Here is a 12,074-nt window from a genome sequence, read left to right as displayed (position 1 = left end):
ACTGCGCACCGGTCACCGTGTGACCTCTTCCATTGCTTCACCCACTACGCGTTCTGAGCTGAGTTTCTCATAGATCGCCAGCGAGTCCAGTGCGATTCGGTCCCAGGTGTAGCGCGACAACGCCCGGTTGCGGCCGGCCGCCCCCATGCCGCTGCAGCGAAAACGTTCCGCCGCAAGGATTCTCAGTGCCGACGCCAGATCCCTGGGATCGTCCCCGGCTGCCAGCAGGCCGGTGACGTCGTGGACCACGAGATCGTCCAGCACGCCGATGGCCGGGCCGACGATCGCCAGCCCGCTGGCCATGGCCTGCAAGACCGAGGCGGCTGTGGGTGGTCGTTGCGGCGTGCAGAGGAGGACATCGCAGGATCGCAGCAGCGCGGGCATGTCGTCATCGGTGACGGCGCCGAGGAACCTGATCCGCTGGTCCACACCCAACTTTGCGCCGAAGCGCTCCAACTTGGCTCTCGCCCGGTCGTCGCGACAGCTGTCGGGCCCGCTTTCCGCGATGACCAGCTCGGTGGACGCGACCCGGGACAATGCCGCGATCACCGTGTCGATTCCATTGACCCACAACGGATTCTGCGCGATACACAAGACGCGGAGCAGGCCGGGCAGGGCGGCGCTGTGATCGTCGGCCCTGCCCACCGGGGTGTACCGATCACCGTCGACGCCACCACTGATCACCGACATCCGCGACCGGCTGTGCAGCGACCGGGTGAGCGCCTCGAGGTCGGCCGTGCTTTCGACGGTGACCCAGTCGGCGTGCCGCGCCAACAGCGGCTCGATGCGTTGTCTCGCGGAATCGTCGGACCGGTCGGCGGATGACGTCCTTGCTGCGGCCAGGCACTGGAAAGTCTGGACGGTAGGCCAGCTTTGCCGCCGTGCAGCCAGCTGGGCCGCCAGCCCGCCCAGCCAGCCATGCGCGTGCACGATGTCGGGCCGGTCGTGTGACCACCGGCGTTGCAGGATGGCCGCCCAATCACCCACGAAAGGCAGAACGTCGGCGGCGGTTCCCCCTGGCGGCGGTCCGACACGTGTCGCCACGACCCGAAAATTCGGCTCGGCTGAGCGTTGGGCGCGGGGCCGCCGTTGTTGCCTCGCATGGCATGTCACGTCGTGCCCGCGAGTGGCGAGCGCGGAACATAGCTGCGCTGGCCCGTCACCGGCGACGTCGTCTCCGGTCACGACCGCGATCTTCACGACGAAATCCCTCCGTATCCGGTTCGAACTGCCGTCGAGGTCTTTGGCGCAAGGGCGGAAGCCCGCGACCCTGGGCAGTACCCGGCGTGGCCGACTGCCAAACGCGGCGCCGTTGCGGCTTCGCTGGCTGTCCGGGTCCTTCGCCGGCTGGATAGTGCGAAAGTTCCCGAGGCCGGATCAGGGCGGGCGGAGGACACTGGACGCATGGCAACCGACACCCAGCGACCCGGGGTCGAGTTGGTGGTCCTGATGGCCTCGGCCGGTGGGTTAGAGGCGTTGTTAGCGGTCCTAGGCGATTTGCCTACGGAGTTCGGTGCCGCCATCGTCGTGCAACAGCACCTCGGCGGGCAATCGAGCGTGCTGCCCATGATCTTGCAACGGTCCACCGCGCACCCGGTGTGCTGGGCACGCGACCGCCAAACCATCGAACCGGGGCCCGTGACCGTCTGTCCGCCGGACATGCACATGGAGCTGGTCGCAGACCGGACTTGTCGACTGCGCAGAATGGGGTCGATCTCGGAGCGTCGATTCGACGTGTTGCTGGTGTCCGTTGCCGGCTCGTACGGGCCGCGCGCACTGGCCGTCGTGTTGTCCGGGTCCGGCCGAGACGGGGCCGAGGGAGTCAGGGCGATGAAGCGGGCCGGGGCCATCGTCATCGCCCAAAGCCCCGGGACCGCGGACTACCCCTCGATGCCGATGGCCGCGGCCGAAGCCGGTGCGGACCTCATCTTGCCGGTGCATGACATCGGTGGCGTGCTTGCCGCCATTGCCCGCGGCGCCCCGATACCCCCCGCGCCCGAGCGCGCCAGCGCGCCCACACCGCCGGCGCAGACGGGTGCCGCCCCGCCCGACGATCAGTTCCGGGAGCCATCGACGCGAGCCCTCGACGACGCGGCCGCCCGCGCCGAAGCCGCGCGGCTGCGGGCAGACGAACTCCGGCGCCGACGCCAGGATCTGGCGGCCGGCATCGGCGCCACGGCCCAAACGGTTGCGATGGCACGACGCCGCGCCGAAGAATCCGTGCGGCGTGCCCAACAAGCGCAGCAGGCCGCCAGGCGGGCGGTCGCGCAACTGCGTGACTAGCCCAAAACCTCCATCAGCAACAGCGCTCCACCGGCCGCACCGTCGTTCGACCGAAACGACGTGCACGTGACCCGCACCCGCGCCGGACGTCCCCTCCGGTTGACCGCGTCCACCAGCGTTTCGCCCGAGCTCTCCGGATCCACAAAGGCGTTGCCGATCAACGGCAGCACCGTATCGAGGGGCAATCCGATATCCAGCGACGTCAGTTTGGTGCCGGCGATCTCGTCGGCCCGCAGCCCCCACAGGTCCTCGCAACCCCGATTCCAGACCACCACTTTCATCTCCCGGTCGACCACGACCATGCCCATCTGCACCGAATTGATCAGCGAATCCAGGAAGGTTGTCGCACCGTCGAGTTCCAGACTGCGCTCGCGCAACGTGTCGTTGATGGTGTGCAATTCGTCGTTAGTGGACTGCAGCTCCTCGTTCATCGTCTCGAGTTCTTCGTTGGTGGACTGCAGCTCCTCGTTAGTGGTCTCGAGTTCCTCCACCGTGGATTGCAACTCCTCATTGGTGGTCTCGAGTTCTTCGTTGGTGGACTGCAACTCCTCGTAAGCCGCTTCGAGCTGGCGGTTGGTCTGGACGACCTTGTCCAGCAGCGCGCGCGTGGCGCTGACGTCGAAGAAGACGATCGACACCCCCAGCAATCCGTTCTCGGCGTCGACCAAGGGGTTGACGTGGATTTCGAACCACACCGTTTCCGCGCCCGGCCGTTGCCATTTGACATCGGGGATCCGCGCCGAGCGGCGCTCCACCTTGGCCTGCTCGAGATAGGCGCGCAGCTCCACCGCTCGGTAGGACACCTCCAAATCCCTGAGCAGCCGACCGATATCGCGGGCCGACAGGCCGAAGATGCTCTCGGCTTGCTGGTTGATCATTGCCACGGTGTCTTCCCCGGTGACCACGATCTGTGCCACCGGGCTGGCGCGAAAAGCCAACTCGCGCACCGTGGTCAACCCCGACGACTCGTCGGTGCGGTCATAGAAGGCTGCCGGGTCGTAGCGCTCCGCCCCGCCGTGGGTGCCGACCGCCTTGCGGAAGATGCGGTTCTTCAGGTTCAGCGCAGTGAACCGATCGCTATGACTCAGCAGCATCTCGGCGTGGCCGAGAAACAACGTGCCCTGCGGACCAAGCGCGAAATGCAGGCGGCCCAACACATTTCGTTGCGTCTCCGCATTGAGGTACATCAGCGTATTGCGACAGACGAGGAAGTCGACCCGCGAGATCGGTGCGTCTTTGACCAAATCGTTGCGGCCGAAGATCACCGCGCGACGCAGATCTTTGTGAAAGATGTAGCGGCCGTTGACTTGTTCGAAATAGCGGGACAGGATATCCGGCGGCACCGATTCGACGGCCCTGGCGTCGTAGCTGGCAGCTCGCGCCTCGGCGAGCGCCTCCTCGTCGATATCGGTCGCGTAGATCTTGACCCGCTGCCGAAATGCCTCGGGCCCGAGCGCCTCGGCGAGCAGCATGGCCAGCGTGTAGGCCTCCTGCCCGGAGGCGCAGCCGGCGCTCCAGACCCGAATCGGGTCGGTGGGGCCGCGTTCGGCCAGCATCCGCGGGATGACCTCGTCGCGGACGAAGTCCCAGGCCTCTTCGTCGCGAAAAAAGGCCGTGACGTTGATCAGGATGGTGTTGAACAACGACGCGAATTCGTCCGAACTTGCCTGCAGCACGTCGAGATATTCCTCGTACGAGCGGTATCCGGCCTGGTCCATCCGATGCCGGACCGGCCGGATCAGCGAAGTGCGCTTGTGGCCGGTGAAGTCGAACCCGCGCGAATCTCGCATGTACCGCAACAATGCTTCGAAGGACTCGTCGGTGGTGGCGTCCATGGAGATCCCGTCGAAGGTCGGCCGGTCAAGTGTGGAGGACTTGCACAATACTCGCGGGATTAAAGCCGGTTTTCGGGGCCGACCAGCGCCCATACCGTCTTGCCGGACGGCGTCGGGGTGCTGCCCCAGGCGCGGCACAGGGCGGACACCATGGATAAACCCGACAGCATTTCGGCACCATGGGTGGTTTCGCGCCGTTCCGCCGGCACTGGGCTGCCGTCCTCTACGGCGACGGTAATGGTGTCTCGGTAACTCTCGGCGATCAGCACCGGCGCGCCGTCGGTGTGGCCGAGGACGTTTTCGACGAAGACCGTCGCGACCGTGCCGGCGACGGGAATCAGATCGCGGTGCCCCCAGGCGGTCAACCACTTGTCGATCAGGGCCCGGGCCAGTCCGATGCTGACCGGCCGGGCGGGCAGCGGTGTTCGCGCGCGCTGCCGGCCGTCCAGCTTTTGATGCAGTGCGGCGTTCACCGCCGAGTCGCGGTCGGGGAACACGGGCACATACCGCGCGACGCCGCCCGCGGTGATCGCGCGCCGCGACTGGCGGTCCTCACACACCAACAGGATCGGCACGTCCGGCCAGGTGCTGACGTGCAAACGCGCGCTGGTGAACACCACATACGCCGAGGCGAAGGGCACCGCCAAATCGTTGACATCCACGATCACCGCTCGCGGCTCTTCGAGTGCCGCCTTGATCACTCCGTCGCGCAGGGTGCGATAGGTCGTACCGTCCAGGACGCCCGTGGCCGTCAGCACCACGACGTCCTGGTGGCGGTCCGCGCCGAGCAGCACAACCGACTCAGCCACTGGGGCCACCCGCCTCGGGTGCCCCGTCTTGCGGGTCGGTCATGGAAGTGAGCCGCTCACCGAGCACGTGCAGCGCCCGTTCGGTCTCGTCGGCCTGCGCGCTGTAGCGCCGGTGGAGCGGACCTGGACCCACCGTATCGGCCAGTTGCCGAGCCAGCTTCGCCTTTTCCTGCAGACTGCGCAGCGCGACCCACAGCGCTCCCTCCACTTCCCGGTCGCGCGCGGACAGCAACGCATCGGCCGTCCAGGCGTGACCGACGCGGCAGCGGAAGTGGCCGTCGCCGATCGCCGCCAATGATCCATTGCAGTCGGGGCAGGTGTAGCCCGAGGCCGGACCGAGTTCCTGGGAGTCGAAACTCGCCGAGAAGCGCGCCGTCATGGCGATGCGGTTCTCCAGTTCCATCCGGCTGTCAGGCTCCATGACCGGCTCCTTGATCTCGCGCGCCGAGAGCTCTTTCAATACTTGGCCGATGTCGGCCGCCGCCGCCTGTCGATCCAGCACACCGGCGTCATGGGCTTTCCCCGGCAATGCCGGAAAAAGTGCGTCGTCGAGGGATTGCCCAATCGTGACGCCGCCGCGTGCGCGAATCGCCTTGAGCCCCAATACGCCGTCGTCGAGCACACCGGAGAGGAGCACTCCCACGGCGCGGGGTCCGAACGCCACCGCAACCGAACGGAACAATGCGTTGATCGCGGGCCGGTGCCCGTTCTCGGTCGGCCCTTGCGATAGCACGATGCGGCGATCGGCACCAGCAAATGGTGATCCGGGCGCGCGACGAAAATATGGGCGGGCTTCAGCGCCCCGCCATTTTCAGCAGCGACCGCCGGCAACGGTCCGCTGCGGTCGATGATGCGCGCCAAAATGCTCGGCGAACCCGCGGGCATGTGCAACGTCATGAGAAACGCATAGGGCAAATCGGGCGACAAGCCGCCGGCCAGCTTGGACAGTGCTTCGACACCCCCGGCCGACGCGCCGATGGCCACCACGCCACCGATGTCGTCGCCTGCCGCCCGGGTCATCGTTGCCGACTACCCGCGGCAGGGGTGGGTAACCCTGCGGCGGGGCATGGGCTTGCACCGCGGTGGGCGCGGATTCGGTTGCCCTGCGTTTATCGACGGGCGGCCCGGGCAACTCGGTGGCAGCGGTCTCATCACGCGAGGAGGATGACAGATGCCGAATTCGTCGATCAAGAACGAAAAACTGTACAAGGACCTGCGCAAGCAGGGGGACTCCAAGGAGAAGGCGGCGCGGATCTCCAACGCCGCGGCCGGCCGCGGCAAGTCGTCGGTTTCGCGCAAAGGCGGTAAATCCGGTTCCTACAGCGACTGGACCGTCCCGGAATTGAAAAAGCGGGCCAAAGAGCTTGGCATGTCCGGCTATTCGGGTCTAACCAAGGACAAGCTCGTCGCCAAGTTGCGCAATCACTAATCGGTGAGGCTCAGGCGTTCGGCGAGCACCAAAAACGCGACCGCGTAATCATTGTCGGCGGTCCGTCGCCGGACGTGGTCCCAGTCCAGGTGCTCGCGAATCGCGCGCACGGCGGGCAATAACTTGGCGAAATCGCAGTGATGTTCGTTGAGTGAGCGCAGCTTCTGTACGAGCACCATGGTGGGCGGCAGCACCGGCATTGTTATGGCGAGCACGTCACGGTGCTCGGCACGGTCCAAGGTGCCCGCTTCCACCCGCTCGCCGTTGAGCCGGTGCAGCACGTCCACCAGCGCATTGTCGCTGCGGGCCTTGAACAGCCAATCCTCGGGCGGATGCTCGATGACAAATCCGGCACGCCGCAAGGTGTCGGCGGCCTGCGCCACGTCGGATTCGGCTACGACGAGATCGACATCGTGGCTGGGTTCGGGTGCGCCATAAGCCCATAACGCATAACTGCCGGCCAACGCGAAGCGCGGGCCGTTCTCCTTGAGTGCAGACGCCGCCGCACGCAGCGCCGCCCGCAACGGCGCCGAACACTCGGGCGGTTGCGTGGCCATCTCGATCGGTGCCATGTGGATCAGACATACCCGGCGGACCGAATGAGCAACCGGAACAACCCCGAACGGCTGTTGTCAACTGTTTAAAAGGCACCCGAGTGGGCAATCGAACGCAACATGTCAACACGTGCGTTCCGCGCCTACGACCGGGTCGTCGTGGTGGTTCCCGTTAACGATCAAACTGTCGACCTCCCGGCGTGTCTGCGCGCGGTGCTGACGGCGGCGCTGTGTACGCCGATATCCGTGACGGTCGTGGTGGTGTTGGACGCGACCGACGAGGACAGCGCCCGGTTGGCCGGACACTACGGGCGGGACGTGCACTTCGTGACCATCGACGCCCGCAACAGCGGTACCGCGCGTGCGGTCGGCTTCGGCTACGGGCGTTCCCTGTCCGGGGACGATCGGTGCTGGTACGCGACCGTCGATGCGACCAGGCGGGTAAATCCCGGTTGGCTGATCCATCAGCTCGAGGTTGGTGCCGACATGGTGCTGGGCGCGGTGCACAGCACCGACCGGTGCGACCACATTGCCGACATGGGCTGCAGCGGCCGCGCCTATTGGCGGGTCGGCGGGTTCCGCACCATGCCGTCGGGCGAAGACGTCGACCTCGCCGAGCGGTTCGAAGCCGCTGGCTTGTCCATCCACCGGGACACCGACCTGTCGGTGATCGGATCGGCACGCAACCGCACGCGCACCTCCCAGGGAATCGGGCAGTACCTCGCGGCATTGGGCAGATCGGCAGCGGGTGATTGCGCGTGACCGCCGGACTGGTACAGCACTGGCTCGACTCTGGGCGACTCGAACTGCCGCTGCCGGCGTCGGGACGCACGCTGGAACGTTGGCAACGGCTGGCACTGTTGGCCGAGGAAGATATCGTGGCGGCGCGGATTGCCGAGGCCCATGTGGACGCGGTAGCAATTCTGCACGAATTGGGCGGCAAGCCGCCCGAATTGGGCCAGTTGTGGGGCGTGTGGGCCGCCGAGTCGCCGGAGGCGGTGCTCACCGCGACCGACATCAACGGGGCGTACATCCTCAACGGCACCAAGGTCTGGTGCGCCGGGGCGGGTTTCTGCACGCACGCCCTGGTCACCGCGCGGCTCGAAGACGGTAGCCGGTGCTTGTTCGCGGTCGCGCTGGTCGATCCCGCGGTCAAGGCGTTGCCGACCACGTGGTGGAACACCGGCATGGCCGGTAGCGACACCCGCCCGGTGCAATTCACCAACGCCCAGGCCGTCGCGGTGGGCGAACCGGGTGATTACCTGAATCGGCCCGGCTTTTGGCACGGCGCAATTGGTGTGGCCGCCTGCTGGCTCGGTGGAGCACGCAAGGTCGCTGAGCCGCTGTACCGTTGTGCGGCAAGCGAATCCGCCGACGCCTACTCGCTGGCCCACCTGGGCGCCGTCGACGCCGCACTCGCCGCGGGCGAGGCGATGCTGATCGACGCCGCAAGTCGGGTCGACGCCGATCCGTTCGACCGGTCTCTGAGTGCCGAGCTGCTCGCCCGCCGCATCCGCGCCATCGTCGAGCACGCCGCCGACGAAGCAATCACCCGTACCGGCCGCGCGCTGGGACCGGGGCCCCTGTGCCAGGACGGGCGGCACGCCCAACGGGTTGCCGACCTGAGCATCTACATCCGGCAGAGCCATGCGGAACGGGATCTGGCCGCGCTCGGGCGCCTGGCGGGGCATCGGCACTGAGGGCGAGATGAAGACACTATCGACGGGCAACTGCACCAGGTTCGCGGCGAAGCCGCTGACCCACAGTGGCACCCCGACGCCCGTATGGCTGGCCGCGCTTGACCGGGAACCGTTGGCGCCCCTGGACTTAACGCACTGCCCGGGCTTGGTTGTCGTCGCCCCTCACCCGGACGACGAGACACTCGGGCTGGGAGCCACGATCGCGCAACTCGTGGCGTCGGGCGTCGACGTACAGGTCGTCTCGGTCAGCGACGGCGGGGCGGTGCACCCCGGCGCGGCTCCGATGGACCGGGTTCGCATGGAAGCCATCCGGAGGCACGAACTACGCAGGGCCACAAATATGTTGGGCGTTCCGCCGCCGGTTTCGCTGGGCCTGCCCGACGGTCAGCTGACCGACTACGAGGACAGGCTGGCCGATTCGCTGAGCGAGATTTTGGCAACCAGCGCCGTCACACCCTGGTGTGCCGCCACCTGGCGGGGTGACGGGCATCCGGATCACGAGGCCGTCGGACGCGCCGCGGCGGCGGCCTGCGCCCGCACCGATGCGGTGCTTTTGGAGTATCCGATCTGGATGTGGCACTGGGCCACGCCCTTCGATGCGGCGGTGCCGTGGGACCGCGGGTACTCGGTGCCTACCGCGAAGTTCGCGGTCGCGCGCAAACGCCTTGCGGCGCAATGCTTCCGGAGTCAATTCGAATCTCGCGCCGGCGCTCGACCGGCGCTGCCGCCCTACGTCTTACCCCGACTGATGGCGGTCGGAGAGGTGGTGTTCCGCTGAACGCCCGTCTGGCCGGCCTGCAAGATGGGCTGTCCGGAGCATAAAACTGATGCGGCTAGCCACCTTCAACATCCTGCACGGCCGCATCGTCGGCGACGGTGTCGAACCGGCGCGCCTGGTCGATTGCGTGCGACGGATAGACCCCGACGTGCTGGCCCTTCAAGAGGTGGATTGCGACCAGCCGCGATCCAATCGCACCGATTTCACCACGGTGGCCGCCGAGGCCATGGGAGCGGTGGAACAACGGTTCGTGGCGGCCATCTCCGGCACCCCGGGGGCCACCTGGATGGCCGCCACCGGCGACGAGCAACCGGGGACCGCGGCGTACGGAATAGCCCTGCTGTCGCGGTTCCCGGCAACCAGCTGGCAAGTGGTGCGGCTGCCCCGGATCCCGATCCGATTCCCCATGTATCTGCCCGGGCCGAACAGGGTGATGATGGTCGACGAGGAACCACGGACGGCGGTGATCGCGCAGCTGAGCACGCCGCTGGGCGCGCTGACCGTCGCCAACACGCACCTGTCCTTCGTCCCGGGCTGGAATCGGCGTCAACTGCGCCGGCTCGTGCATGACTTGCGGGGCTTTTCGGGTCCGCGGCTGCTCACCGGCGATCTGAACATGACGCCTGCGGCGGTCCGACGGTGGTCGGGCATGCGGGCGCTGGGCGCGGACAAAACCTTCCCCGCCGATGCGCCCGACCGCCAGCTCGATCACATCCTCACCGATGATCCGTCCCTCAGGGGCACCACCACCGAGTCCGAACTGATGCCAATCTCCGATCATCGCCCGCTGGTGGTCGACATCGACCGGCCGTGACCGCCCAGGTCACTCGAGCGGAAGAAGTTGACGGCAGACCCGGTCAACGTCATCGGGCAGCGGCAGTTCGTCGGTGGCGCGGGTGATTTCGACACCGACGTCAATTCGCTCGATCGTTGAGCACGCCAACATCCGAAGTTTGGTTGCGGTTGCGGAGATTTCGTCATCGGACATTCGCCGCGGCAAAAGCGCCAGCAGCGGCGCATAACCGACCGGCGGCGCGACGGCTGGGTAACGGAGGCGCAGAAAAGCCACGAGTCTCGATATGCGACTGCTAATACTCATCGTGGCCCTTCGCGTCCGTCCCGCAGGGTACCCGCGGATCACCGCGATGGGTAACCACGCGCTCCGGCTTGAAACCTCATTCGCAAAACTTTTGCACTACCGCAACCGAGTAGGCCCGGTCCCGTTACGGGACCGGGCCTACTAACGTCGTACCGAACTACTGGGCGTCCTTCTGCCGTTCCTCCGCCGCCTTCGCGCCGGCGCGGGCGGATTCGGCTTCGGCTTCTTTCTTTCCGGCATCGCGCTGGGCGTCCGCCTTGTCCTGCTGGGCCTGGCCCTCCTCGACGAGATCGTCGCGGCCGGCGATGGTTCCGCCGAACTCCTTGGCCTTGCCCTTGATGCCCTCGACGGCGCCCTTCACTGCTTCCTGCGGTCCGCTCTTGTCATCCCCCATGGGACACCTCTCTTTCGCTAATTGCTCTTGCTCCGGTGATCTTCAAGGGCTTCCCCCGGTTCGATTGGTCAAACAATTGGTGGGGTTGATCACCTGTGAGCGACGGGTTATCCCACGGTAGGCACTCGGATCCAGCGGCACCTTCTTGCTCCGAGAAACGTTCTCCCGCAAGGCTATTGATCGCTGCTCAACCGTCCTGGCTGCGCGCTTCGGCACCGGTTTCGCCGCTGCCGAAGTCATCATCGGACGATGCGCGACCGACATAGCTGCCGTCCTTGTCGCTGCCGGCTCGCGATCCGGCAACGTTGGGATCGGGGTCGATGTCTTCTTCGGATTTCTCGGCCTTAGCGCGGTGTTTCCCGGTCATCGTGGCCCCTTCCTCACTCGTACGGTGGATACGTGCCGTCGCGCAGCACTCCGGCCAGGTACACGGCATTTCGTGCGGCGGCAGCGGTAGCCGAGGCGACCGCGTCGGGCACCTTGTCCAGATCTCGGTAATCGGTGGTTTGCATCGCTTCACCGTTCCAGTAGGTGCTGGCCTGCGCAGAGATCGTGTACCCGATGTCGTTGAGCGCCTGGAACGCGTCCGCGGTGACCTTGTGCGCGCCGTCCTCGTTCCCGACGACCGCGACCACCGCGACCTTACCCACCATGGTCGGGCGGCCCGCGTCGTCGGTGTTGGACAGCTCGGCGTCCAACCGCTCCAGCACCCGCTGCGCCACACTGGACAGGTGGCCCAGCCACACCGGCGTCGCCAGCACCAAAATATCGGCGGCAAGCGCCTTTTCCCGCAGTTGTGGCCACTGGTCACCGGGCCCCATATCGGCCGCTACGCCGGGTTTTATCGCGTAGTCGACGCACCGGATCGACTCGCAGCGCGCCCCGGCATTGCGCATCTGCTCGAGCACCTGCTCGGCGAGCAGCTCACTGCTCGACGGCGTCGGACTGCGTTTGAGACTGCACACCAGGGCCAGCGCACGCGGCGCGCCGACGGGTGCTGGACCTCCGCTAGGCATCTGCGCGGCGTACCCGTTGACCCGCCTGGCAAACCGCTCCCGTCAGGGCCGGGCGGACCTCGGACCAGCCGTTCGGGTCGAACCGATCTTTTACGCAGAGTCACAGGTTTGCGACATGCTTAATGGGCATCTGCGGGGGTACCTCCCCCCGCGTGGGAAGTATCGATGCTGCCCGCT

General features: G+C 66.6%; 14 protein-coding genes and 1 pseudogene. 6 read left to right on the top strand and 9 right to left on the bottom strand.

The window, feature by feature from the left end:
* Positions 1-12 precede the first annotated feature (12 nt).
* Complete coding sequence (locus AWC25_RS06390; protein WP_085166505.1) at positions 13-1,200, bottom strand: glycosyltransferase; 1,188 nt, start codon at positions 1,198-1,200, stop codon at positions 13-15.
* Positions 1,201-1,404: 204 nt separating this feature from the next.
* Between AWC25_RS06390 and AWC25_RS06385 the strand changes: the two genes are divergently transcribed.
* The gene (locus AWC25_RS06385; protein WP_069400230.1) at positions 1,405-2,283 is read left to right on the top strand and encodes a chemotaxis protein CheB; all 879 of its coding nucleotides are present in this window, start codon (positions 1,405-1,407) and stop codon (positions 2,281-2,283) included.
* Here AWC25_RS06385 and AWC25_RS06380 read toward each other — a convergent pair.
* The 3 genes and pseudogenes from AWC25_RS06380 to AWC25_RS06370 form a co-directional block, all read right to left on the bottom strand.
* Complete coding sequence (locus AWC25_RS06380) at positions 2,280-4,118, bottom strand: CheR family methyltransferase (protein WP_085166504.1); 1,839 nt, start codon at positions 4,116-4,118, stop codon at positions 2,280-2,282. The two genes, AWC25_RS06385 and AWC25_RS06380, sit on opposite strands and share 4 nt — an antisense overlap.
* 59 nt (positions 4,119-4,177) lie before the next feature.
* The gene (locus AWC25_RS06375) at positions 4,178-4,927 is read right to left on the bottom strand and encodes an STAS domain-containing protein (protein ID WP_232326989.1); all 750 of its coding nucleotides are present in this window, start codon (positions 4,925-4,927) and stop codon (positions 4,178-4,180) included.
* A pseudogene (locus AWC25_RS06370) lies at positions 4,920-5,947 on the bottom strand (chemotaxis protein CheB). Before AWC25_RS06370 ends, AWC25_RS06375 begins: the two are co-directional and overlap by 8 nt.
* A 151-nt stretch (positions 5,948-6,098) precedes the next feature.
* Here AWC25_RS06370 and AWC25_RS06365 point away from each other — a divergent pair.
* Positions 6,099-6,356, top strand: a complete 258-nt coding sequence (locus tag AWC25_RS06365; RefSeq protein ID WP_069400231.1) for a DUF7218 family protein — start codon at positions 6,099-6,101, stop codon at positions 6,354-6,356.
* On the opposite strand, the gene AWC25_RS06360 is transcribed toward AWC25_RS06365, so the two are convergent.
* Positions 6,353-6,928 (bottom strand): nucleotidyltransferase, encoded by a 576-nt coding sequence (locus AWC25_RS06360; protein WP_085166503.1) that lies wholly within the window; start codon positions 6,926-6,928, stop codon positions 6,353-6,355. The two genes, AWC25_RS06365 and AWC25_RS06360, sit on opposite strands and share 4 nt — an antisense overlap.
* Positions 6,929-7,030: 102 nt before the next feature.
* Between AWC25_RS06360 and AWC25_RS06355 the strand changes: the two genes are divergently transcribed.
* The 4 genes from AWC25_RS06355 to AWC25_RS06340 are packed head-to-tail and all read left to right on the top strand — an operon-like array spanning position 7,031 to position 10,202.
* Positions 7,031-7,672: a glycosyltransferase family 2 protein gene (locus AWC25_RS06355; RefSeq protein ID WP_244899467.1), complete on the top strand. Its 642-nt coding sequence runs from the start codon at positions 7,031-7,033 to the stop codon at positions 7,670-7,672.
* Positions 7,669-8,610, top strand: coding sequence for an acyl-CoA dehydrogenase family protein (locus tag AWC25_RS06350; RefSeq protein ID WP_069400234.1), 942 nt, complete (start codon positions 7,669-7,671; stop codon positions 8,608-8,610). The genes AWC25_RS06355 and AWC25_RS06350 overlap by 4 nt, the downstream gene beginning before the upstream one ends.
* A gap of 7 nt (positions 8,611-8,617) precedes the next feature.
* Positions 8,618-9,388: a PIG-L deacetylase family protein gene (locus tag AWC25_RS06345; RefSeq protein WP_069400284.1), complete on the top strand. Its 771-nt coding sequence runs from the start codon at positions 8,618-8,620 to the stop codon at positions 9,386-9,388.
* Positions 9,389-9,437: 49 nt separating this feature from the next.
* Positions 9,438-10,202, top strand: coding sequence for an endonuclease/exonuclease/phosphatase family protein (locus AWC25_RS06340; protein WP_085166502.1), 765 nt, complete (start codon positions 9,438-9,440; stop codon positions 10,200-10,202).
* 9 nt (positions 10,203-10,211) lie between these two features.
* On the opposite strand, the gene AWC25_RS06335 is transcribed toward AWC25_RS06340, so the two are convergent.
* The 4 genes from AWC25_RS06335 to AWC25_RS06320 all read right to left on the bottom strand — a co-directional run bounded on the left by AWC25_RS06335 (position 10,212) and on the right by AWC25_RS06320 (position 11,897).
* Positions 10,212-10,457: a DUF3349 domain-containing protein gene (locus AWC25_RS06335; protein ID WP_372513444.1), complete on the bottom strand. Its 246-nt coding sequence runs from the start codon at positions 10,455-10,457 to the stop codon at positions 10,212-10,214.
* A gap of 187 nt (positions 10,458-10,644) precedes the next feature.
* Entirely contained in the window at positions 10,645-10,881 is a 237-nt protein-coding gene (gene mbp1, locus AWC25_RS06330) for a microaggregate-binding protein 1 (protein ID WP_069400237.1), read from the bottom strand.
* A 187-nt stretch (positions 10,882-11,068) separates the two neighbouring features.
* Positions 11,069-11,248: a hypothetical protein gene (locus AWC25_RS06325; RefSeq protein ID WP_069400238.1), complete on the bottom strand. Its 180-nt coding sequence runs from the start codon at positions 11,246-11,248 to the stop codon at positions 11,069-11,071.
* Positions 11,249-11,261: 13 nt separating this feature from the next.
* Complete coding sequence (locus AWC25_RS06320; protein ID WP_085166501.1) at positions 11,262-11,897, bottom strand: flavodoxin family protein; 636 nt, start codon at positions 11,895-11,897, stop codon at positions 11,262-11,264.
* Positions 11,898-12,074 lie beyond the last annotated feature (177 nt).

It is taken from the genome of Mycobacterium sherrisii (assembly GCF_002102355.1).
Taxonomy (GTDB): Bacteria; Actinomycetota; Actinomycetes; order Mycobacteriales; family Mycobacteriaceae; genus Mycobacterium; species Mycobacterium sherrisii.
Note: the sequence above shows the minus strand (reverse complement) of the source record. Positions and strands in the feature narration are given on the sequence as shown.